This is a genomic window from Thalassotalea sp. G2M2-11 (assembly GCF_017168195.1).
Classification (GTDB): domain Bacteria; phylum Pseudomonadota; class Gammaproteobacteria; order Enterobacterales; family Alteromonadaceae; genus Thalassotalea_E.
In genome coordinates, this window is sequence record NZ_JADNYL010000001.1 from 808,905 (window position 1) to 831,344 (window position 22,440).

Annotated in this window: 22 protein-coding genes; 15 read left to right on the plus strand and 7 right to left on the minus strand. The window is 38.7% G+C overall.

Features of this window, described 5'->3' with window-relative positions; translation table 11 throughout:
- Positions 1 to 18 precede the first annotated feature (18 nt).
- Together ccsA and IV514_RS03435 are read right to left on the minus strand one after the other, a co-directional pair.
- Positions 19 to 819 (minus strand): cytochrome c biogenesis protein CcsA, encoded by an 801-nt coding sequence (ccsA, locus tag IV514_RS03430; RefSeq protein WP_206483493.1) that lies wholly within the window; start codon positions 817 to 819, stop codon positions 19 to 21.
- A gap of 114 nt (positions 820 to 933) precedes the next feature.
- Positions 934 to 2,004 carry an SO_0444 family Cu/Zn efflux transporter gene (locus IV514_RS03435; protein ID WP_206483494.1) on the minus strand — a complete coding sequence of 357 codons (1,071 nt, stop codon included), beginning with the start codon at positions 2,002 to 2,004 and terminating at the stop codon, positions 934 to 936.
- A gap of 206 nt (positions 2,005 to 2,210) precedes the next feature.
- Between IV514_RS03435 and ffh the strand changes: the two genes are divergently transcribed.
- From ffh to rplS, 5 genes are all read left to right on the plus strand, one after another.
- Positions 2,211 to 3,593: a signal recognition particle protein gene (ffh, locus tag IV514_RS03440; RefSeq protein ID WP_206483495.1), complete on the plus strand. Its 1,383-nt coding sequence runs from the start codon at positions 2,211 to 2,213 to the stop codon at positions 3,591 to 3,593.
- Positions 3,594 to 3,920: 327 nt separating this feature from the next.
- Positions 3,921 to 4,169 carry a 30S ribosomal protein S16 gene (rpsP, locus tag IV514_RS03445; protein WP_206483496.1) on the plus strand — a complete coding sequence of 83 codons (249 nt, stop codon included), beginning with the start codon at positions 3,921 to 3,923 and terminating at the stop codon, positions 4,167 to 4,169.
- 24 nt (positions 4,170 to 4,193) lie between these two features.
- Entirely contained in the window at positions 4,194 to 4,724 is a 531-nt protein-coding gene (gene rimM, locus IV514_RS03450) for a ribosome maturation factor RimM (RefSeq protein ID WP_206484012.1), read from the plus strand.
- Between the two features lie 3 nt (positions 4,725 to 4,727).
- The gene (gene trmD / locus IV514_RS03455; protein ID WP_346776890.1) at positions 4,728 to 5,534 is read left to right on the plus strand and encodes a tRNA (guanosine(37)-N1)-methyltransferase TrmD; all 807 of its coding nucleotides are present in this window, start codon (positions 4,728 to 4,730) and stop codon (positions 5,532 to 5,534) included.
- 36 nt (positions 5,535 to 5,570) lie between these two features.
- Positions 5,571 to 5,924, plus strand: a complete 354-nt coding sequence (rplS, locus tag IV514_RS03460) for a 50S ribosomal protein L19 (protein WP_206483497.1) — start codon at positions 5,571 to 5,573, stop codon at positions 5,922 to 5,924.
- A gap of 78 nt (positions 5,925 to 6,002) precedes the next feature.
- Here rplS and IV514_RS03465 read toward each other — a convergent pair whose 3' ends face one another.
- Entirely contained in the window at positions 6,003 to 7,193 is a 1,191-nt protein-coding gene (locus IV514_RS03465) for a DUF5009 domain-containing protein (protein ID WP_346776891.1), read from the minus strand.
- 307 nt (positions 7,194 to 7,500) lie between these two features.
- Here IV514_RS03465 and IV514_RS03470 point away from each other — a divergent pair, with 307 nt between their 5' ends.
- The 10 genes from IV514_RS03470 (at position 7,501) to IV514_RS03515 (ending at position 18,598) form a co-directional block, all read left to right on the plus strand.
- A complete protein-coding gene (locus tag IV514_RS03470) occupies positions 7,501 to 9,120 on the plus strand; it encodes a methyl-accepting chemotaxis protein (protein WP_206483498.1) in 1,620 nt (539 codons plus the stop codon).
- A gap of 74 nt (positions 9,121 to 9,194) precedes the next feature.
- On the plus strand, positions 9,195 to 10,373 hold the full coding sequence (locus IV514_RS03475; RefSeq protein WP_206483499.1) for a hypothetical protein: 1,179 nt from the start codon (positions 9,195 to 9,197) through the stop codon (positions 10,371 to 10,373).
- An 8-nt stretch (positions 10,374 to 10,381) separates the two neighbouring features.
- Positions 10,382 to 10,792 (plus strand): phosphate ABC transporter substrate-binding protein, encoded by a 411-nt coding sequence (locus IV514_RS03480; RefSeq protein WP_206483500.1) that lies wholly within the window; start codon positions 10,382 to 10,384, stop codon positions 10,790 to 10,792.
- Between the two features lie 421 nt (positions 10,793 to 11,213).
- Positions 11,214 to 13,157, plus strand: a complete 1,944-nt coding sequence (acs, locus tag IV514_RS03485) for an acetate--CoA ligase (protein WP_206483501.1) — start codon at positions 11,214 to 11,216, stop codon at positions 13,155 to 13,157.
- 297 nt (positions 13,158 to 13,454) lie between these two features.
- Entirely contained in the window at positions 13,455 to 14,555 is a 1,101-nt protein-coding gene (locus IV514_RS03490) for a 3-deoxy-7-phosphoheptulonate synthase (RefSeq protein WP_206483502.1), read from the plus strand.
- A 10-nt stretch (positions 14,556 to 14,565) separates the two neighbouring features.
- A complete protein-coding gene (gene tyrA / locus IV514_RS03495; protein WP_206483503.1) occupies positions 14,566 to 15,705 on the plus strand; it encodes a bifunctional chorismate mutase/prephenate dehydrogenase in 1,140 nt (379 codons plus the stop codon).
- 17 nt (positions 15,706 to 15,722) lie between these two features.
- On the plus strand, positions 15,723 to 16,202 hold the full coding sequence (locus IV514_RS03500; protein WP_206483504.1) for a thioredoxin family protein: 480 nt from the start codon (positions 15,723 to 15,725) through the stop codon (positions 16,200 to 16,202).
- A gap of 363 nt (positions 16,203 to 16,565) precedes the next feature.
- Positions 16,566 to 17,195 carry a MarC family protein gene (locus tag IV514_RS03505; RefSeq protein WP_346776892.1) on the plus strand — a complete coding sequence of 210 codons (630 nt, stop codon included), beginning with the start codon at positions 16,566 to 16,568 and terminating at the stop codon, positions 17,193 to 17,195.
- A gap of 193 nt (positions 17,196 to 17,388) precedes the next feature.
- A complete protein-coding gene (locus tag IV514_RS03510; protein WP_206483505.1) occupies positions 17,389 to 17,811 on the plus strand; it encodes a hypothetical protein in 423 nt (140 codons plus the stop codon).
- A 130-nt stretch (positions 17,812 to 17,941) separates the two neighbouring features.
- Positions 17,942 to 18,598, plus strand: coding sequence for a Bax inhibitor-1 family protein (locus tag IV514_RS03515; RefSeq protein WP_206483506.1), 657 nt, complete (start codon positions 17,942 to 17,944; stop codon positions 18,596 to 18,598).
- A 173-nt stretch (positions 18,599 to 18,771) separates the two neighbouring features.
- Here the strand turns inward: IV514_RS03515 and IV514_RS03520 are convergent, their stop codons facing one another.
- The 4 genes from IV514_RS03520 to IV514_RS03535 all read right to left on the minus strand — a co-directional run bounded on the left by IV514_RS03520 (position 18,772) and on the right by IV514_RS03535 (position 22,164).
- Positions 18,772 to 18,948 carry a DUF3012 domain-containing protein gene (locus IV514_RS03520; RefSeq protein WP_206483507.1) on the minus strand — a complete coding sequence of 59 codons (177 nt, stop codon included), beginning with the start codon at positions 18,946 to 18,948 and terminating at the stop codon, positions 18,772 to 18,774.
- A 200-nt stretch (positions 18,949 to 19,148) separates the two neighbouring features.
- Positions 19,149 to 20,666, minus strand: coding sequence for a methyl-accepting chemotaxis protein (locus IV514_RS03525; RefSeq protein ID WP_206483508.1), 1,518 nt, complete (start codon positions 20,664 to 20,666; stop codon positions 19,149 to 19,151).
- Between the two features lie 96 nt (positions 20,667 to 20,762).
- Complete coding sequence (locus tag IV514_RS03530) at positions 20,763 to 21,362, minus strand: hypothetical protein (RefSeq protein WP_206483509.1); 600 nt, start codon at positions 21,360 to 21,362, stop codon at positions 20,763 to 20,765.
- A 58-nt stretch (positions 21,363 to 21,420) separates the two neighbouring features.
- Positions 21,421 to 22,164, minus strand: a complete 744-nt coding sequence (locus tag IV514_RS03535; RefSeq protein ID WP_206483510.1) for a hypothetical protein — start codon at positions 22,162 to 22,164, stop codon at positions 21,421 to 21,423.
- Positions 22,165 to 22,440 lie beyond the last annotated feature (276 nt).

Below are 22,440 nucleotides of genomic sequence, written 5' to 3' on the forward strand. Positions count from 1 at the left end.
CTAGTTATACCTTAAAAGTTACGATAAGAGAAACTCTTTCACAAAACGGCTGCCAAAATAAGCCAATGTGAGCAAAGATGAGGCTATTATGGTTAACATTAATGTCCGGTGACCGCGCCAACCTTTTTTATAATGTCCCCATAAAATTATACTATAAATGCTTAATGCAAGTAATGATAACACCGTTTTATGAGCATTTTCTTTTGATAGAAAGTTGTCCAAGAAAATCAACCCAATTAACTGGCTTAAAAACAATGAGATTGTACCCACAGCAAGAATATAAAATAACTGCCCTTCAACTTGCATTAATGGCGGTAGATGTGCCACAGCTGTTAAGTTTTTTTTCTTTAATTTCATATTAATATAAGCCACTTGGAACGCATATAGCGTTGCAATAATCAAAATGCAATAAGCGATTAAGGCGGTCGTGACATGGCTAAACACAGCTAATTGCTCAAACACTAATGGCGTATGATGATCATGAGGAATAAAAATCGCAATAAACAACCAAGTACCTGCAAAGCCGTAGGTGACAGGTAATAATAGGTTAATTTTATATTTTAGTGCCAGGGCGGTGATAGTGAGTGTGATGACTAACGACACTAATGAAATCACATTGGGTAAGGCAAAGTCGATGCCGTTACTGGCTAAAAGGTACTGTCCAGTTGTTAAGGTATGAAAGACAATACCAATACAACCAAAAGTGAGTACGGCGATAATATTGGGGCCTTTTGGATGAAAAAGACGAAATATAATGGCTAATGTAGCTATTAAATAACTGACACTGGCTAGCAGTGAACTGATATTTGAAAAATCCAAAAATTACTCCAAAAGTGTGGTCAATTACATCGTGTTTAGCTGAATTGAAAATATATCAAAAATCGGCAATGAAACCAGCAATATGATCAATTTTTAGCTGAAATATGGTTTATATCAATGATGTGGTTTGATTATAAACTTTCTCAATGGTTTAAGCGCTAAAAAAATTAATAACGATAAACAAAAAAGACTAAACCAAAAAGGCAAGATTTCATGACTATGTTGCATTTGTTGAGTAAAATTGATAGAAAAATGACTTAATATCCAATCAAGCAGTAAGCCAAACCCTACCGCGCAGCTACTAATACCGAGTAAATATCGCCAAAGTACATGGATACCCATTTCGTTTTTGATCACACCTAATGTAGAAATATTTGTGGCAGGCCCTGCCATCATAAATACTAATGCTGTCCCTGGTGAAATGCCCGATAAAATTAACCCCGCAGCAACTGGCGTTGAGGCGGTAGCACAAATATACATAGGAATAGAAATCGCGATCATTAATAGCATGGCAGGTAATCCACTGCCGTAGTTAAGTAAAAATGTTTCAGGTACAAAAGTTCTGACTAAAGTCGCAAATACTAGACCTATCGATAACCAAATCACTAAATCATCAATCAATTGTGTCGCCGCGTAGCGTAAACCACTGAGTGTTTTACTGATAACACTAGGCTGATTAGGTGTTGATTGACTACCACAACAGTTAGTGTTTGTCGTCGTTTGCTTATTTTCACTGGCACAACATGAGCGTGAACTCATTGATGGTTGTTTATCAGGTTCGCTAGCGCCGGATACAAATAAACCTGTCATTATCGCAGATAAAATCGCAGTGATAGGACGATAAATTGCCATAATAGGGCCAAGCAATGCATAAGAGACAGATACCGAATCAACACCTGTTTCGGGTGTGGCTACTAAAAATGAAGAAGTTGCTGGCACAGAAGCGCCACTGCGTCTTAGTTCGGTAGCAACAGGGATAACACCGCAAGAACAAAGTGGTAAAGGTGCACCAATAATCGCTGCTTTTACTATCGCTACTTTACCTTGCCCTAGGTGATGACTGAGCAACTTTGTCGGTACCCATGCTTTCATTAATCCTGCGATAATTAACCCAAGTAATAGCCACGGGGCGGCCTCACTTGATAGCTCGATAAAATTAACAAAAAGTTGTGAGAAAATATCCACGTGTAAAGGCTAGGTAATTAATGATGATGTCAGTTTATCATATTTTTTAATCTACTTAACAAGTTAGAGAGGAATAACCTCCTCAGTATTGAAATTTTATACATCGTCATCATATTGTAGATAAATGTATTTATTGCTTTCGCTTATTTATCCGACGAGTATAATGGCGAAAATTCCCTCTAAATTGTTATTGCTAGAGTCGTTACATGTTTGAAAACCTTTCCGATCGTTTAAGTAAAACGCTAAAAAATATCAGTGGTCGTGGCCGATTAACTGAAGACAATATTAAAGAAACGTTGCGAGAAGTGCGCATGGCCTTATTAGAGGCTGATGTCGCATTACCAGTTATTCGCGAATTTATCGCGAAAGTGAAAGAAAGTGCGGTTGGTCAAGATGTATCGAAAAGCCTTACTCCAGGGCAAGTATTTGTCAAAATAGTACAAAAAGAACTTGAATCTGCGATGGGAGAAGTTAACGAGGCATTAGACCTTAAAACGACCCCTCCTGCCGTTGTGTTAATGGCCGGCCTTCAAGGTGCGGGTAAAACGACGTCAGTCGCTAAGCTGTCAAAATTTTTAAAAGAGCGTGAAAAGAAAAAAGTATTAGTCGTCAGCGCGGATGTTTATCGTCCAGCGGCGATTAAGCAGTTGGAAACCTTGGCTGGCGAAGTTGGTGTTGAATTCTTTCCAAGTGATATACAACAAAAACCGATTGATATTGCCAATGCGGCAATTGATCATGCTAGAAAGCACTTTTTTGATGTGTTAATTGTTGATACCGCGGGTCGTTTACACGTAGATGACGATATGATGGCGGAGATCAAAGCATTACACGCAGCCATCACGCCTGTGGAAACTTTGTTTACTGTTGATGCAATGACAGGTCAAGATGCTGCAAACACTGCGAAAGCGTTTAATGATGCTTTACCATTAACAGGTGTCGTATTAACGAAAACTGATGGTGATGCTCGTGGTGGTGCTGCACTATCCATTCGCCATATCACAGGTAAGCCAATTAAGTTTATGGGTGTTGGTGAGAAAATTGAAGCCTTAGAACCCTTTCACCCAGATCGCATTGCATCCCGCATATTAGGGATGGGTGATGTGCTGTCGCTGATTGAAGAAGTTGAACAAAAAGTCGACCGTAAACAGGCAGAAAAATTAGCCAAGAAAGTAAAATCTGGTAAAGGGTTTGATCTAGAAGATTTTCGTGAACAATTAGTCCAAATGAAAAATATGGGCGGCATGATGGGGTTAATGGACAAGTTGCCGGGCATGGGTAATATGTCAGAACAGATCAAAGGTCAGGTGGATGATAAAGTTACTATTCAAATGGAAGCTATCATCAACTCGATGACGCCAGGTGAACGTCAGCGTCCAGATATTATTAAAGGTTCTCGTAAACGTCGAATTGCTGCTGGCTCTGGTACTCAGATTCAGGATGTAAATAAGTTATTAAAACAATTCACCCAAATGCAGAAAATGATGAAGAAGATGTCAGGCAAAGGCGGCATGAAGAAAATGATGCGTTCAATGAAAGGCATGATGCCACCTGGTGGTATGGGGGGCTTTGGTGGTTTCGGTCGTTAACCACTATCGATTGCACAATACGATGAGACATAAGGTAGCATAATTGCTACCTTTTTTATGTGTTTTAGCCAGCGATTGAATATGTGCTCTTCTAATTTAGTGATATGATTTTAGCGAGAGTTGCAATTGAGTGGTTAATTTTTAGTGGCGTAGCCATTTGCTTTTGTGAGATATCTTGCTTTTTCCCTTATACCACTTAGCCTCTTTTCTCTTTATTATACTTGCTTTCTGATTAAAAAAGCGTAGAATACGCGAGCTTTTCTGTCACCCAGGTGATAGAAAATGTCTGGAAAATTCGTTTTAACACTTAAATAAATAGAGGACGATATGGTTACCATTCGTTTAGCCCGTGGCGGCGCTAAGAAGCGTCCATTCTATCAGGTTGTAGTTGCTGATAGCCGTAACTCTCGCGATGGTCGTTTCATCGAGAAAGTAGGTTTCTTCAACCCAACAGCACAAGGTCAAGCAGAAAAATTACGTTTAGACCTAGATCGTATCAACCATTGGGTTGGTCAAGGTGCTGCAGTATCTGATCGTGTGGCCAAATTAGTTAAAGACGCACAAGTTGCAGCTTAATTAATTCAGGTAAGTTTTGGAGTCATAGTGGAAGAAAGTAAACAGATAATCCTTGGTAAGGTAGGCAGTGTCTACGGTATTAAAGGTTGGTTGAAAATTCATTCTTTTACTGATGAACAAGAAGCGATCCTTGACTATTTTCCTTGGTCATTAAAATTAGGAAATAAGATTCAATCAGTAGAAATAACTGATTGGCGTAAACACAACAAAGGGCTCATTGTTAAAGTAGGACATGTTGATGATCGTGACGAAGCGCAAGCGTTAGTTGGGTCAGAAATTATTACTACCGAAGACGCCTTGCCAGAATTACCTGAAGGTGATTTTTATTGGCGAGACTTAATGGGTATGCAAGTTGTGACAACCCAAGGTTATGACCTAGGGACAGTTTCTGACATGTTAGAAACTGGCGCTAATGATGTACTGGTTGTAAAAGCGAACCGAAATGACGCCTTTGGCAAAAAAGAGAGGTTAATACCTTATTTATTTGATCAGGTTGTAACTTCGGTAAGTATGGAAGATAAACAAATTTGTGTTGACTGGGACCCAGGTTTCTAACTAGTGAGTGAATGCGAAACCACAAGCACTCTTAGCAATAAGAGAAAATGGATAGGGGTGATAAGCCTTTTTCCAGAAATGTTTGATGCAATCACTGAATATGGGGTGACTGGCCGAGCGATTCGTAATGGGTTGATTGAATTTCATAAATGGAATCCAAGAGACTTTACCCATGATCGACATCGTACTGTTGATGACCGACCTTACGGCGGTGGTCCAGGGATGTTGATGATGGTACAGCCATTACGAGATGCTATCCAAGCAGCAAGACAAGCAGCTGACAAAGATGCTTCTCTTACTGGTGGTAGTAAAGCGAAGGTTATATATTTATCACCGCAGGGACGGAAATTAGACCAAGCAGGTGTACACGAATTATCACAACATGACCGACTGATATTTATAGCAGGACGTTATGAAGGCATCGATGAGCGACTTATTGAATCAGATATTGATGAAGAATGGTCGGTTGGAGATTACGTACTAAGCGGAGGAGAACTCCCTGCAATGAATGTAATTGATGCTGTTGCACGCTTTGTGCCAGGGGTATTAGGACATAATCAATCTGCTGAACAGGATTCCTTTTCAGCTGGGTTATTGGATTGTCCTCACTACACCCGGCCTGAGGTATTAGATGGTAAGTCTGTGCCTAAAGTGCTGTTAAGTGGTAATCATGAACATATTCGGCAATGGCGAGAATTTCAGTCGTTAGAAAGAACATGGACTAGACGACCAGAACTTTTAACTGACCTAGCTCTGACAGCAGAACAGCAAAAGATGCTTGAGGCTATTAAACGTAGTAACAAGTCATAGCTGTTGATGACTGTGAACCCTAGGAAGAAGGTAATTATGAGTAAAATTATTGATATGCTCGAGCAAGAGCAATTAAAAACTGACGTACCAGCGTTCGCACCAGGCGACACTGTAGTCGTTCAAGTTAAAGTAACAGAAGGTGATAAATCACGTCTTCAAGCGTTTGAAGGTGTTGTAATCGCTGTTAAAAACCGTGGCATTAATTCAGCATTCACTGTTCGTAAAATCTCGAGCGGTGTTGGTGTAGAGCGTGTATTCCAGACACACAGCCCAATCGTTGACTCAATTGAAGTCAAACGTCGCGGTGATGTTCGTCAAGCTAAACTTTACTATCTTCGTGAGCGTTCAGGTCGTTCTGCTCGTATCAAAGAGAAGTTGGCTAAAAAGTAATTTTTACTTAAGTAAAAATCATTACTTTTACCAGAGAAAGCCCGAACAATTGTTCGGGCTTTTTTATTGGGCAATATTTTACACTTTAAAGAATATCTGCTTTTGATATAGCTGGTAGAAAATCCAATAACAGATGCCACAAAAACAAAGTGCAAAAGCAAAAGAGCCAAAGGTTGGTGAAAACAAGTTTGAGAAAACAGTGTTATAAAGGAAACTTTTCAAACTAACTTCACCGGCAGGGATCATGAGTAAAACTCTAGCAATGACTCCTGATAACACAAAAAAACCAATGGCATTCATGCCAAATACCACAAATGGTGCACTCCAACGGCGGTAGTGTTTAACATCTAATAACCAAATAAGTCCACTTAAGATAATAAGTGCCCAAGCAGAGCTGACCAAAACAAAAGACGGTGACCATAGTTGTTTGTTTATTGGAAAATCATTTGCTACGGTATACCCAAGTATAAGTGCGAGCCCCCCAAAAAGGCATAACTTCTTTGCTTTGGTAGGGGTGCTGTTGTTTGGTGATAGTAGATATTGCCCAGTTAACACACCACTTATCGCTGAAGCAATGGCAGGAATCGTGCTCCATATACCTTCAGGATCAAAAGGAAATGGTGTGGCCTTTTGGTAGTATAAATGTTGTTTTCCGAGCAAAGTAGCATCAAGGTAGGCAGCAAAGTTATTACCAAAGAGCAATTGACCTACATATTCAGTGCCATCGGCTGAAGTATAAGGGATGTACATCATGCTTAACCAATAAACAGCTAGCGTGCAGACAAACGCCCACCATAAGCCTTTTCGAGTTAAATAATGGGCAAGGTAATAGGTGAGCAAATATACCAATGCTAATCGCTGCAGAACTCCCATCCACCTTATTTGGCTTAATCTATCAGTAAACCAATTAAAAGTAGCGGACTGGAAGTTGAAATAAAACAGAAATAAAAATAACCCAAGCCCAAATAGTTTGGCACTACGCAGCCAGACGGTTTTATGTAGAGCTAAGGTATTGCTTTTTCGGTGTTGGACAATACCAATTGAAACGCCAACCATAAACACAAAAAATGGAAAAATAAGGTCGGTTGGTGTCAGTCCATGCCAATGCGCATGCTTGAGTGGTGCATAGATATGAGACCAGCTGCCAGGGTTGTTAACAATTACCATGGCGGTAATTGTGATCCCTCTTAACACATCAAGTGCTAACAAACGGTCATTATGACACTTTGCCAAGATGTTGTCGGCATGTTGACGAAAAAACTGGAACACGAGCTCTTCCCTTATGTTATTGCTTCACCGATTTGTGAAAGAGTTAAATATGATATTGCGTTTATTCTGTATCAACTCACTATTTTGTGCCAACGTCAATACCAACACAATACCTGACGGTTTAAGCCACCGTCTAGTTTCGGGGAGTTAATCAACAAGTAAATTTTTCTAATTCGTTCTACTCTCTACAGGATTAAGCGTCCACTCTGCCTAGATAAACAATATTGCATTAATTAAAAAAACTTATTAACTGTTTTTTTAATTTTGTTCTACATTTTAATTAGATACATGTGGAGAACTTACGTATATGAACTTTTTAAACCAGTTATCTATTACAAAAAAAATCTATTTAATTCCGGTGATCGGTTCAATTAGTTTTGTGATTTACCTGACGTTGGCCACGTTAACTGCGAACGAAAATGTAGCTTTGTTATCAGAAGCTAAAGAAGTTCAATTTCCGGTTGTTCAGTATTCTAAAGAAGTGTCGGTATCGATTGTAAGAATATCTGAAATGTTAAATGGTGCAGTGACCACAGGCGAATTAGAAGCAATAGAAAAATCAGATAAATTGGCTGAGGAAATTAATAGTCTCATTAACAAAATTGGTGCTATTTCACCCAAATTTGTTGGTCAAAAACAACAAATGGCGAAACAGTTTCAAGATTATTACAGTCAGGCAAAGGCTCTATCAGAAGGTATGATCAATGAAACCATTGATTTTCAAAAATTACCTGAGATGGGAAAGTCGATGAATGAAGCATTTGAAACGGTAAAGGGCACAGTAAAACGCTTTAATGAAGAAAATGTTGAACAGTTTAAAAATGTCATCTCCACTGCGAATAACTCTGCAGAAAATATAGTGACCACAGGTTATGTTATGGGCTTTGTCACCATAGCGTTACTTTTTGGAGCTGCGGTGCCTATTATTTCAGGGATCACTTCATCGCTGAAAAGTGTTATCAGCTCATTAAGTGATTTAGCAGATGGAGAGGGTGACTTAACCGTTAGATTATCTGCAAAATCTAAAGATGAGATCGGCGAGCTAGTCAGGTGTTTCAATCGATTTATAGAAAAATTACAAACCACTATTAAGCAAGTGGTTGATTTGGCTTTACCCTTATCCGAGATGGCATCAACCGTGAGTACCACGGCGGAAGAAACTAATACTATCACCATGGTTCAGCAACAAGGTGCACAAAATGCAAAACTAGCGGTTGAAAGCCTTAATACCAGTGTTCACAGTGTGGCAGATAATGCGGCTCAAGCAGCATCTGCGGCGACAGAAACCTCGCAAGTCTCTAGTCATGGGGCTGAAGTTGTCGAACAAACGGTTTCGACCATTCATCAATTAGCTAATACGGTTGAAAAATCGTCAGATGTAATTGATCAGTTAGATAATGACGCCAATCAAGTTGGGGTGATATTAGATGTTATTCGAGGTATTGCTGAACAAACAAACTTATTAGCACTTAATGCAGCTATTGAGGCTGCGCGTGCTGGTGAGCAAGGGCGTGGTTTTGCGGTTGTAGCTGATGAAGTGAGAACTTTAGCCTCCAGGACGCAGGACTCAACTGTTGAAATTCAAACCACCATTGAAAAATTACAGGCTGCTGCAAAAGAAGCCGTAAACGCGATGGAAAATGGTAAATCTTTTGCTGACACCAGTGTTGAGCAAGTAAGCGCTGCCGGACAATCATTGAAAGAAATCACTGCTTCAGTGGCTCAAATCAACAATATGACGAACGATATTGCTAATTCTACTGAAGCCCAGTCTGATTCGGCTAAGCAAATTGTTGATCATGTTGATGAGATCAGCCAAAGCACTGAGCAAACTCTTAGTGCTTCACAAGAGCTAGCCAGTGTCAGTGGTGATTTAGCACACTTAGCGAATGAGTTGGAAGTTATAGCGAAAGGTTTCAAAGTATAATAATAACATTCAATAACAAGATGAAGTGGTAATCAATGAAATATAGATGAAATACTAACTGAGGAGTTTGGTATATGAATAAAATACAAACCTGTGCCGTCTGTGCATTATCTCTGTTTATACCGAGTAGTTTTGCAGATATAACACTTAATGGTTTTGCATCCATAAGGGGATCGCAAGCTAATTCTGATGGTGGCCTCGCTCCATTCCCTGAGTTCAAAGAAGGGGAAGTGTCGTTTAAAAGTGAATCATTATTTGCGATTCAGGCCAGAGCTGACTTAGGTGAAGGTCTTTCAGCAACAGTACAATTATTCGCTGAGGGACGAAATGATTTCGATGTTAATGCTCGTTGGGCTTATATTAGTTATGAGGTCAACGATGCTCATCAGGTTAGTGTTGGTCGTTTTGCTAATCCACTGTTTCACCAATCTCAATATGAAAAAGTTGGTTTTGCCCATAATTTTTCAAGACTACCTAAAGCGGTGTATTCAGATTTTGAGTTTGCCACGATTGAAGGAATTACTTTAGATAGCACCTTTGATTTAGATGATTATACCCTAACCACTAAATTGCTCTATGGTAGCTGGAATGGGCAGGTGTTTATTTCTGCGGTGAATGACAATGTCCCCTTAGGGTTTAAAGATATCTACTCTGTTAATGCTACCTTATCAGGTGATTGGTGGAAAATTTTTGCCGGTATACTTCTGACTGAACTTGATGGTGCTGAATTTGATCAAGGCTTATTCCAAGTGGCTGCACCAGGTGTTGCCGCTGCAATGGCCACAGGTGCTTCAGCTGGTGATGTTGCGGCGTTTAATCGAGCGATCGGTTGGGATCAAAAAGATGGTATTTATACATTTGCTGGCTTTGGTATCGATTACAATGACTGGTTAGTGGATTTTGAATATAGTGATTATGGGGTAGATGATAGTACGGACGGATTTAATAATTCATGGTACTTAGCCATAGGCCGACGTTTTGATCAACTTGTGGTGACCATACATACCGAAGATTTTGCTCAAGAAACTGATTTAGACTTTCTAGATGATGTATCTCATCCAGTATTGCAAGCGACAGGCCAAGCTATTCATGAAGGGTTAATTTTTAGAGAATATGAAGGCAGTGGTATCACAATTCGCTACGACTTTCATCCTAGTGCCGCTTTTAAAGTCGATTACTTCAAAGGTGAAGACACGCGCGCATCGGTTGGTGATTATTCAATAATGTCTGCTGGCATTGATATTGTCTTTTAGGAGGAATTATGAAAATTTTTGTCTCTGTATTAGTTGCGATGTGCAGTATTATCGCATTTAACGTTAATGCGGTGAATGTCATAGTTCATCCTTCAAACACAAACTCACTAGATAAGAGTGCGATTAAGAAAATATTTTTGGGGAAAAGTAAAAAATTTCCCAACGGTGAGCAAGCTATTCCTGTTGCTTTAGCTGGAGGAGATGCCAGAACTGAATTTCTCGGTGCCGTCATAGGTAAGTCAGAAAGTCAGTTAAAGGCTTACTGGTCTAAATTAATCTTTACAGGCAAAGGGCAGGCACCTAAGTCCGTTGATACTGAAGCGGAATTAGTAAAGTTGATTAGCCAAAATCCTAACCTGATAGGTTATGTCAGTGATGCCGCGCTAGACGATAGTGTAAAAGTGCTGGTTAAGCTCTAGTTATTACTCTATTAAGTAAACCCGCACCGATGTGCGGGTTTTTTTATTTCTAGCTCAGGTTACGTCACTCTGGATATCAAAATCGAAATGTATCCTTCTAGATAGAACTATTTAGTCTTATTTATTCATTGAATTCAGATAATAACATTGTGCTTTTCATGGAATACAAATACCAATTGACAGCGTTGTCATTCTTGGTGTTCAATGGTACGGTTATAGGAATGCGTTGTGGCCAATGGATAAATTTAGTGCTTTTATTCGACTTTAGTTGAGTAGGCGAAGTTAAAAAGTTGCTATATGATACTTATTACAACGTAAACAAATTATAAATTCATTAGCTTTAGCAATTTGAGCAATAGTTTATCTTGACTGCTAATGTATACCATAAAGATTATATCAAGTTATTAACGAAGGATTTATCATGCAAGAATTACAAAGTCGATATCCGATCTTAGAGCAAGCCAAAGCCCATACTCATATTGATAGTGCAACTTATGAAGCTATGTATCAACAGTCGATTGAACAGCCTGAACAATTTTGGGCTGAACAAGCGGATAAATTTTTAGATTGGTATAAGCCTTGGGACAGTGTCTGTGATGTGGATTTAAAGTCTGCTGATATCAAATGGTTTTCCGGTGGTAAACTTAATGTGAGTTATAACTGTATTGATCGCCATTTAGCTACAAAAGCAGATGATGTTGCCATTATTTGGGAAGGTGATGATCCTAGTGAAGATTTAAAAGTTACCTATCAAGAGTTGCATGATCATGTCTGTCGTTTTGCTAACTTATTAAAACAGCGTGGTGTCAAAAAAGGTGATCGCGTTTGTATTTATATGCCAATGATCCCAGAAGTTGGTTATGCCATGCTAGCATGTGCGCGTATTGGTGCTGTTCATTCTGTAGTCTTTGGTGGCTTCTCTACCGAATCTATTCGTGCACGTATTGCCGATGCGGATTGTCAAGTGGTGATCACTGCAGATGAGAGTTTACGTGGTGGTCGTGTGATCCCGTTAAAAGCGAATGTTGATGCTGCGATTGCTGAATGCCCAAATGTTCATTCTGTGATTGTGGTTGAACGAACTGGTGGAGATGTCGCTTGGAATGACAAGGTTGATGTTAATTATCAACAAGCGGTAGCCGAGTTACCTGCTATGTGTGAACCAGAGGTGATGGATGCAGAAGATCCGTTGTTCATTCTTTATACTTCAGGTTCTACGGGAACGCCAAAAGGGGTATTACACACGTGCGGTGGTTATTCATTGTATGCCGCCATTACGCATAAGTATGTGTTTGATTATAAAGATGGTGAAATTTATTGGTGTACTGCCGATGCTGGATGGATCACAGGACATTCTTATATTTTTTATGGTCCGTTAGCGAATGGCGCCACAACCTTAGTATTTGAAGGGGTGCCGACCTACCCAGATGCAGGCCGATTTTGGCAAGTGTGCGAAAAACATAAAGTGAATGTGTTTTATACCGCACCCACTGCTATTCGTGCCTTAATGAGTGTCGGCGATGAGCTAGTTAATCAGTCTGATCTTTCTTCGCTTCGCTTGTTAGGGACTGTAGGTGAGCCAATTAATCCTGAAGCATGGCATTGGTATTATGAAGTGGTTGGCAAGTCAAACTGTCCAATCGTTGATACTTGGTGGCAAACAGAAACTGGAGGCATTCTAATTACCTCACTACCTGGCGCGGTTGATATGAAGCCAGGGGCCGCTGGTAAACCATTCTTTGGTGTTAAACCTGCATTATTTGACAAAGATGGCAACACCCTTGAAGGGGAAAACCAAGGCTTATTGGTGATGACAGGTAGCTGGCCTGGGCAATTACGCAGTGTTTATGGTAATCACGAGCGTTTTTATGAAACTTATTTAAGCCAATATCCAGGTAATTACTTTACTGGTGATGGTGCAAAACGTGATGCTGATGGCTTTTATTGGATCACCGGTCGTGTTGATGACGTACTTAATGTATCGGGTCACCGCTTAGGTACCGCTGAAATTGAGAGTGCATTAGTGCTTCACCCTGCTGTCGCAGAAGCTGCTGTTGTGGGATATCCACATGAGGTTAAAGGTCAAGGGGTTTACGCCTATGTCACTTTAATGGGTAATGCCACAGAGTCTGACGAATTGAATAAAGAACTGGTCGAGTTTGTTGCCAAAGAGCTTGGTCGATTTGCTAAACCTGATTATATTCAGTGGGCACCTGGCTTGCCTAAGACACGTTCAGGTAAAATAATGCGTCGAATTTTACGTAAGATTGCTGAGAATGATCTCGATACTTTAGGAGATACTTCAACGCTTGCCGATCCAGCGGTAGTGGATAATCTGATTTCAAATCGAATTGTTCATGGCTAATTGAATTACCCTTATTGAAAAGCGCCTAAGTGGCGCTTTTTTTATCTCTGTCACTTGGTATTTATGCGGGTTGTAAATTTGTGATGATTTACTGCACAAAGTACTTGCCTAACAAAAATATAAGTGTAAGATATTAGTTACAAATTGAGTAAACTAAACTTTACAATTTTTATTTTTAACATGAACGTAAACCATCACCGATTTTATTACTACCTCTCTTTTTATTGCTAAACCCTATTTAGCAAGCGCTTTACTCTATTCACTTTTTAATACTCGCTGTAAATTTTGGAAAATAATATGTCAGATTTAAAACATTCAACTATTAGCCCTCAGGGTTCATTAAACGATATTCACGTCAATGCCGAAGAAGTGTTAATTACGCCTCAACAGCTTAGAGGAGAACTGCCTCTACCTGAACAAGGTCGAGAGTTTGTGATCAAAGCTCGTCAGGAAATTGCCGATATTATTCATAAAAAAGACCACCGCTTATTAGTGATCAGTGGCCCATGTTCTGTGCATGATATTGATGCGGCGATGGAATATGCGCGAAAGTTGAAAAAGCTTCATGATCAGCATAAAGACACTATGTATATAGTGATGCGTGTTTATTTCGAAAAACCAAGAACAACTGTCGGTTGGAAAGGTTTAATTAATGACCCTGATATGAATGGTTCTTTTGATGTCGAAGCCGGGCTTCGTAAAGCACGTCAATTATTATTAGATTTAACCGAACTGGGCTTACCACTAGCAACGGAAGCACTCGATCCGATCAGCCCACAATATTTGGCTGAATTATTTAGTTGGTCAGCGATTGGTGCTCGTACTACCGAGTCACAAACACACCGTGAAATGGCCAGTGGTTTATCCATGCCTATAGGCTTTAAAAATGGCACGAATGGTAGCTTAGATGTTGCCATTAATGCGATGCAATCAGCAGCTTCTTCTCATCGTTTTATGGGAATTAATCGTCAAGGCCAGGTTGCGTTGATTAAAACAAAAGGTAATCCGGATGGTCATGTTATCTTGCGTGGAGGCAAGCAGCCTAATTATGATGCGAATAGTATTGCTATTTGTGAAAATGAGTTAGCGACACATCGTTTAGAGCCTGGAATTGTGGTAGATTGCTCGCATGGTAATTCTAATAAAGATTATCGCCGCCAACCGATTGTTGCTAAAGATGTTTTTACGCAAATTTGCCAAGGCAATCTCTCTATTATTGGTTTGATGTTGGAAAGTCATATTAATGCCGGTAATCAAAGTGCTGATTTACCAAAAGATCAATTGGCTTATGGTGTGTCGGTTACCGATGCATGTATTGATTTTAATGAAACAGAGAATCTGATCAATGAGGGAGTGCAGCAGTTAAAAGCGGTACTACCCAAACGAATAGCTCAATAAGAAGTGATGAATGAATAGCGAACAAATTGCACCTGAATTAGCCGCTTTACGCGAGCAAATTGATGAAATTGATAGCCAACTTGTCGATTTATTAGCAAAGCGCCGTGCAGTTACTACCCGAGTAGGTGCGTTAAAAAGTAAAGTTGGTATGCCAATTTATGCGCCAGAACGAGAAGCACAGTTGCTTTGTAAAAGGCGTGAACAGGCCAAGAAAGTGGGGGTTTGCGCTGATTTAATCGAAGATATTTTACGTCGATTAATGCGTGACTCTTATATCAGTCAGGATGCGAGTGGTTACCTGTGTGTGAACGCTGATTGTCGGAAAGTGGTGGTGGTTGGCGGTAAAGGTCAACTGGGTCAAGTATTTGTTGATTTATTTCAACGTTCTCATTATCAGGTTGTCACATTAGAGCAAGAAGATTGGCCTAAGAGCGATAGTATTTTAAGCGATGCAAGTGTGGTGATCGTTGCCGTGCCGATTCGAATCACTAACGAAGTGATTAAACAACTAGAACAGTTACCTGATGATTGCATTTTAGCTGATATTACCAGTGTGAAAGAAGTTCCACTGTATGAAATGATGAAAGTGCATCAAGGGCCGGTTCTTGGTTTACATCCCATGTTTGGTCCTGATGTGTCAGGGTTAATTAAACAAACCATCATTGCTTGTCATGGGCGTGGTGAGCAGCAATATCAATGGTTACTCGACCAATTTCAGGTATGGGGAGCGAAAATATATCCGGTAACGGCTGCTGAGCATGATCAGGCGATGTCTATGGTGCAAGTAATGCGGCACTTTTCTACAATCGTTTATGGTTATCACTTGATGACTGAAGGGGCGGATATTTCCCAATTAGTTGAGATGAGTTCACCCATCTATCGTTTAGAGCTGATCATGGTGGGACGTTTGTTTGCTCAAGATCCTATCCTGTATAGTGACATTATTTTTGCTAATCAAGATAATATTGCCATGATGAAACGCTTTGCTTATCGCTTTTTAGAGTTATTAGAGGATGTAGAAGCTAATGATAAAGCGGCATTTGTTGCCATGTTTGAACAGGTATCTGATTGGTTTGGTGAATATGCCGATATCTTTTTACAAGAAAGTAAGTCCATGTTATTAAAAGCGAATGAACTTAAAAAAGATTAGGTAATCATAAGGGACTTATGAAAAAAATTATTATTTCTGCATTGATCATATTCGGTTTATCACAATTAACTAGTTGTGCATCTACTCAGCCACAATTGCATATGTTAGTTGGTGAAACAAACACGAGTGATTTGTTTAGTCGTTATCCGGGTTTTAGAAATAGTTTTAATGCTTATCAACTAAGTGAGCAAGATACGCAGACTGTGCTGCAATGGCCAGAGGATGTGAAAATTGCTGTTTATTTTGGTACTTGGTGCCATGATAGCCAGCGTGAAGTACCTCGATTTTTGAAGCTGGTCAACGTCAATCAAACCATTGCGCTTGATTTAGTTGCTTTAGATTATGACAAAACCGATCCAGCAGGTCAGGCGGAACTATTCGGAGTAAAATACACACCTACATTCATTGTCTTTCGTGGCAATAAAGAGCTTGGACGAATTATTGAACGGCCAAAAAGCTCTTTAGTACGGGATATTGATCAGTTGCTAAAACGTTAGTATCTAGAAACAGAAAAATTCATACTTGGCAACAATCACAAGTGTTAGTTGGCGATACAAAAACGGGTGAGTTGTTACCCTAACTTTAAGAGCGGCTGTAAAGCATTTCAACTAAGCTAGAAAGAAGCGCAAATTTTGTAGTACTGGCCTGAGGATGTTAAAAATGCTATTTATTTTGGTACTTGATGCCATGATAACCAGCGTAAGTCCCACGCTTTTTTAGCTTAATTGTGAACTATTGATCTTAGCGGATACTCATCTAAAGGGGGTTGTTTATATAGACAACGCATTATAAAAATGATAGCTAAGTAATACATTGTTTAATTTAATATACCCATTAACATGATGCACGATATTATTACTATGGCTATTACTGTCTTTATGGGGTTCTTTGCCATGATGAACCCTATTGCCAATACTGCGGTATTTATTGGGATGACGGCTAATAAAAGTCAACAACAACGAAAAAATACCACGGTTAAAGCATTACTCACTGCCTTCGTTATTATTACGAGTTTTTGCTTCTTGGGAAAAGGTATTTTTGAGATATTTGGCATTACCTTACCTGCTCTACGGCTTTCTGGTGGTATTTTGGTATTTATTGTCGGTTATCATATGCTGCACGGTAGTTCTTCCAAGTTGCACTCTCACTCAGCTAGCGATACGGGTGATGAAGATAAAGATATTGCAATATCCCCCTTAGCCTTACCAATCCTAGCTGGGCCAGGCACTATTGCTACCGCAATGAACTACTCAGCATCAGGGCAAATACTGCATATTGTTATTACTATTATTGCCTTTGCATTATTGTGCCTTATTACCTTTATTTGTTTTCTGTATGGCGCTAAATTAATTGAAAAAATAGGTGAGGGTGGCATCAGTATCACAACGAGATTAATGGGGCTTATTCTCACTATTATTGGTACTCAAATGTTTATACAAGGAGTTCATGATGCCTATTTACTTTTCCAAGGTTCAGCTATAACACGATAAGTGTTAGTGGTGCTTTTCATGTAACGGCATGCCATTGGCTTTTAGGTAATATCGAGAATAGATTTACCAGCTCATTGCTATATTTGATAAGCGGTGATATTTTCAAATAAATTGAATAGCAAAGGAATGTCTCCTTCTCGTGATTTGCGAGAATTTTCTTGCTATTAAGTTGTTCATCATTATGGAAAATACTATGAAATATGTAATAGGAATTACGACGTTACTGTTTTGCTTAAATTTAAATGCAGCTAGCATCAATAGCCAAGAGCAAACAAAAGAAATTTGTGGCAATGCCGTTGAAAAGTTTAGCAAAAACAAAGTATCAGAATCTTTTGATAGCTTGAGACCTTTTTGGCCTTTACCTAAAGCTGAATTAGATAATCTTTCCTACCAAACAAAATCTCAACTCGATATGGTCTCAGGACGTTTTGGTCGCATACTTGGTAGTGACTTTATTAAGTCTCAAATTGCTGGTACTAGTTTTGTTCAACACACATACGCTATTAAATTTGAAAAACACGCTTTAAGATTTGTTTGTCTGTTTTATAAGCCTGAAAATAAATGGGTCGTAAATTCTGTCTATTGGGATGACAAGACAACATTGTTTTTTAATTAATGACTAATAAAAAAGTTTGGGACTGCTTTAGTTTGTGGTCCTGTTAAACTAACACTTTCGCTGTTTGTTTATTACGGCGTTACCAACCATCAAAGTGCAGTTTAAAAATTAAACTATAAGGAAGTAGAAAATGGAAGTAAGTGTATTTGATAGAACAGAGACCACAAACAAATTAATTAGTAATTCAACATATAATTTAGTCATTGGCTTAACATTAATTTGGGGGTTTCTCATTAATTGGTGGATGGTATTAAACATTCCTGTTGAATCTATTAGCAACATTAATCCTCTTTTCTTTTTTATCGGCTATTTCGTATCCTGCTTTTTTGGCATTTACCTATTTAGTAAATCTGACAGCCCAATCATAAGTTTCATTGGGTATAACTTTGTCGTTTTACCTTTTGGGTTAATAATTAATTTAGTTGTAAGCCAATACAATCCAGATATTGTTTTGGAAGCGATAAGAGTTACAGGAATGGTAACTTTTGTCATGATGCTTTTAGGTTCAATGTACCCTGCTTTTTTCAACAAAATAGCGGGAGGCCTCACCATAGCCTTGTTATGTGTAATCGTTGTCGAATTGATTGAAATATTTATATTTAATACCCATCATGGAGTCTTAGATTGGATCGTAGCAATTATTTTTTGTGGTTATATTGGTTATGATTGGGCTAGAGCTAATGCTATCCCTAAAACATATGATAATGCTGTAGATAGTGCTGCTGCGTTGTACATGGATATTATCAATTTGTTTTTGCGTATTCTTAGAATATTGGGCCGAAAATAGCACCAACAAGAGGCTATAGCGTCAATAATTACTTTTTTATTATTGCCAAAAAATCACGCAAATTATTTTTCTCTAGCTGGGGGCAATAGTAACCCCAACTATTAACTGTTAGATTTGATCACAAACGACAAATCAAATCTAACAGCATAAGTGAAGAATTATCCTGCTAATTTTTATTCTTCGTCTTCACTTTTGAATAAGCAGTGTTTGGTATAATCCGTTGCTTCGTTGGCAGTCCAATCACCTTTTGGCTTTTCTTTTAATTGTTCACACCAGTCCTTGCTGCCAACTTCTGGTGAACAAGCCGTAAATAATACTAATGAGAATAACGCGATAAGTGTTTTATACATAATTATGATCTCTTTGGAAATGATAATAAATTGTTAATTGGTGTGATCATTGTAAATAACAATCACTGCATTTGTACAATATTAATTATGCTAAATGATAAATGAATCGCTCAGGCAGAAGGGGATGATCATACGATAATAACAGCATGTAAGCTCATCGTTATCACGGCTAACATGCTGTTTATTAAATGCAGAATGAATTATTTTTTATTCGGTATGAAGGTGTTGGCAACGTTTGCGATATCTTCAACACTTCGCTCAAGTGCAGCCATTTGCTCGGCAACCGCATCAGTTTGCGCGCCAGTTTCTTTTAATGCATGGTGCACTAGAGAGATATGGTTGTTAATTTCATTCGATACAGCGCTTTGTTCTTCTGCGGCAGTAGCGATTTGATTGGCAGAATCCGTAACATTTTGTACGCGTTGCACTACACGTTCTATTTTGTCATTAGACGATTCTGCCGTTTTGACACAAAATTCAGCATCTTGTTTATTTTTGGCCATTAATTTAACCCATTCATCAATGGTAGCTAACATGGCCGATAATCGATTATGAATTTCTTTCGCAGAATCCTGTGTACGTGATGATAAGCTTCTAACTTCATCGGCAACAACGGCAAAGCCTCGGCCATGCTCACCTGCACGGGCGGCTTCAATGGCTGCATTGAGCGCTAACAAATTGGTTTGATCAGCGATGGATTGAATGTCTTCCATAAGCGCACCAACATTGTTGGCAGACTCGGTTAATAAGTCAGCAGAAGCAGAAGCGGCTTCAACTTCTTGAGCTAAATCTTTTATTTTATCTGTAGTGTGGAAAATGCCTTGTTGGGCTTCTTCACATTGTTCAAATGTACTGTCTAAGTCAGCGGCAGCAGAAACTGTATTGCTCGCAATCTCTGTTGTTGAGGCTTGCATTTGTTCCATCGCAACAGAAAGTTGTGCCATTTCTTGCTTTTGGTTCTCTAGGTTGCTTCTGGTTTCAGCAATGCCTTGAGTAACATTATTCATTACCGAACGGATAGGTTTTGCAGCATCAAGCGTGCGTTCTAAGATCGCTTTTAATTTCACTTTTATCATCGAGAAATTAAAATCAAAAACGCTTACGGTTCCTTTACCAAAATAGACTTTTCGAGAAATGGAATCATACATATTTTGTAGTTTCTGTGCGCGCAGTGCCGTTGGAATAATGTCTTGCCAAAAAATAGCGATGGGCGCAATTGCACCAAATGCGACTAGTAAAGAAGTAGTTAGGCCAAACTTAGAAAAAATAAAAAATTGACAGACTAAGGTGAGTAACACTAAAAAGATAAATTTGTGGTTTTTTGTTAACTCAAAAGTGGCAATGCTACTTTGTGCATTAATGCCTTGATAAAGACGTTGAGCGCGGTCAATTAACTCTTGTGAAGCCTGCGTGCTAATTGATTGATAACCGATGATTTCCCCATGTTCATATTGAGGGGTGATAAAAGCGTCTAACCAAACATCTTTACCTTCAGAGTCTTTCAGCCTAAGGACACCTTGCCAAGAAAAGCCTTTATTTAATGTTTGTGATAATTCTTCTATCACTTGTTTAGGCATATTCTCATGGGTAAGCTGATGACTATCAAATGTTAGAGACTCTTGCTCACTATACCCCAATGTTCTGCAGAACGCTTGGTTGACATAAATATACTTTCCTTGCTGATTGGTGATATAAATCAGTTTTTGTTTTTCAGGCATAATATTTGATACTTGTAATAGTGTTGATTTGAGAATTTACGCTATTTGCTTTTTTAATGATTTGATACGGATCTAAAAAAGCTGATAAACAGTTAATTAAAACTTATAAGCGAAACCAATACTAATATTGGTTTCAGACCATAAGCTATCATCAAAGGTTGCATGACATGTCTCACCTTGACAAAACATATTATCGTCATTGTCGATAATACTTGCGTAACCTCTAAGTTCTGTAACCAATGCTAAGTTGTTAGAAAACTCATAACGAGTGCCTATTGCAATAGTTGCTGACGGATATAACTCTTGACTCATATCACTATCAAAGTAAGCACCACCTAAGCCTAGAGAGACAGTGGTGGTATAATTTTGTTGGCGAAATAATGCAACACCATTAAAGTGCGCATAAAGTATATCTAAAGAGTACTCTTTATTATCAAGTTCACTGGTAAACTCGTGATTAACTGCATTTAACATCACTTGCCCTAAGCCATTGGGTGAGTCTTGCCAAGAGAGAGCGATACCGTAATTCATGGCATTATCTACTGAAAGATCTGTTTGACTGGTACTTCCTTGTAAATCAGGACTATACATTTGTCCGATAAAAGGTTGTATTTCAAACTCTACGGCGCTAGCAGAATACGCAGTGGTAAGCCCCCAAATACAGAGTACTCTTAAAAGTAATTTATACGATGTCATTTCCTGCTTCCTTTTCAATTATTCTTACCAGTTAAAAACTTGAATTGTTTAGCTAAGCTTAGGATTTATTGAACAATTCTGAAAGTTTTTTCTTCGCTTTCTCTTTTAATTTATCTTTTGCTTGCTGCTTGAGTTGCTCTTTTTGTTCTTTTTTCGCTTGTTGCCAAATCGCTGAAAGTGCTTCTTTGGCGATAACACTTCCTAATTGACTCGCTGGTAAGCCTTCTGAGCCACCAATATTAGCTAGGTTAATATCTGGTAAAGTGAGTTGATGCTGTTTGTTGCCTAAGGCCGTTAAATCGAGCAGTAACGAGGTATTCGCTAATGTGATCTGGCTAACGCTTATTTTAGGCTCATCTGCTTGAGAGCTTGGAGCAGAATCTCCAGCAGAGCTTTGAGGTAAATTACCTTCAATGGTTTCAATTAAATCTTGTATATTTGCATTACCTGCACTTGTTATTTCAACAAAGGCTTCTGGTTTTTTGATAATGATTGCGTCAATGATGATTGGCTCTTCGGTTAAACTTTCTAAATTGATGTCTAAGGTTATCTCACCTAAAGAAAACGCATTAGGTAATTTATAATCAGCAGGATTAGGTAGGTTTACCCCTAAAATACTGCCAGCTCCTTGAGTTAATTGAATATCTACTTTATTGACAGTGACCTTTTGCTCTGTAATTTGTTGACCAACAGTCTCGATTTGCGTTTTCACTAGTTCATTGAGCGAGCCACCAGCAAGAAACCATAATGCTCCCCCACAAATCAATAAGATAACGACGGCAATTGAAGCTAATATTTTCACGATTATATCCTTTAATTATCAATGAATACATTTAACGGTATAGGCTAAGTATATATGAATAAAAACAAAGTTATTATTAAATTATAATAACCTTATATTTAATGTGGTTTAAGTGTTTTTTTACTAAATCAGTCTGTATGGGAATAAATCTAATTTAAAGTAAAAGTTTATCAGATAGTTATATTTTCTATTATTGATATTTAATTAGAAGGTTATACCGATAATTGCTTGTTGAATACTCTTAAAATAGCTCGTTTGCTTAAAATTTAAACTTAA

Coding starts and splice junctions, on each gene's coding strand:
- ffh (WP_206483495.1), top strand. CDS start 2,211: ATGTTTGAAAACCTTTCCGATCGTTTAAGTAAAACGCTAAAAAATATC.
- IV514_RS03480 (WP_206483500.1), top strand. CDS start 10,382: ATGAAAATTTTTGTCTCTGTATTAGTTGCGATGTGCAGTATTATCGCA.
- IV514_RS03500 (WP_206483504.1), top strand. CDS start 15,723: ATGAAAAAAATTATTATTTCTGCATTGATCATATTCGGTTTATCACAA.
- IV514_RS03505 (WP_346776892.1), top strand. CDS start 16,566: ATGGCTATTACTGTCTTTATGGGGTTCTTTGCCATGATGAACCCTATT.
- rplS (WP_206483497.1), top strand. CDS start 5,571: ATGAGTAAAATTATTGATATGCTCGAGCAAGAGCAATTAAAAACTGAC.
- IV514_RS03475 (WP_206483499.1), top strand. CDS start 9,195: ATGAATAAAATACAAACCTGTGCCGTCTGTGCATTATCTCTGTTTATA.
- IV514_RS03510 (WP_206483505.1), top strand. CDS start 17,389: ATGAAATATGTAATAGGAATTACGACGTTACTGTTTTGCTTAAATTTA.
- IV514_RS03530 (WP_206483509.1), bottom strand. CDS start 21,362: ATGACATCGTATAAATTACTTTTAAGAGTACTCTGTATTTGGGGGCTT.
- tyrA (WP_206483503.1), top strand. CDS start 14,566: ATGAATAGCGAACAAATTGCACCTGAATTAGCCGCTTTACGCGAGCAA.
- rpsP (WP_206483496.1), top strand. CDS start 3,921: ATGGTTACCATTCGTTTAGCCCGTGGCGGCGCTAAGAAGCGTCCATTC.
- IV514_RS03490 (WP_206483502.1), top strand. CDS start 13,455: ATGTCAGATTTAAAACATTCAACTATTAGCCCTCAGGGTTCATTAAAC.
- IV514_RS03515 (WP_206483506.1), top strand. CDS start 17,942: ATGGAAGTAAGTGTATTTGATAGAACAGAGACCACAAACAAATTAATT.
- IV514_RS03470 (WP_206483498.1), top strand. CDS start 7,501: ATGAACTTTTTAAACCAGTTATCTATTACAAAAAAAATCTATTTAATT.
- acs (WP_206483501.1), top strand. CDS start 11,214: ATGCAAGAATTACAAAGTCGATATCCGATCTTAGAGCAAGCCAAAGCC.
- IV514_RS03520 (WP_206483507.1), bottom strand. CDS start 18,948: ATGTATAAAACACTTATCGCGTTATTCTCATTAGTATTATTTACGGCT.
- IV514_RS03525 (WP_206483508.1), bottom strand. CDS start 20,666: ATGCCTGAAAAACAAAAACTGATTTATATCACCAATCAGCAAGGAAAG.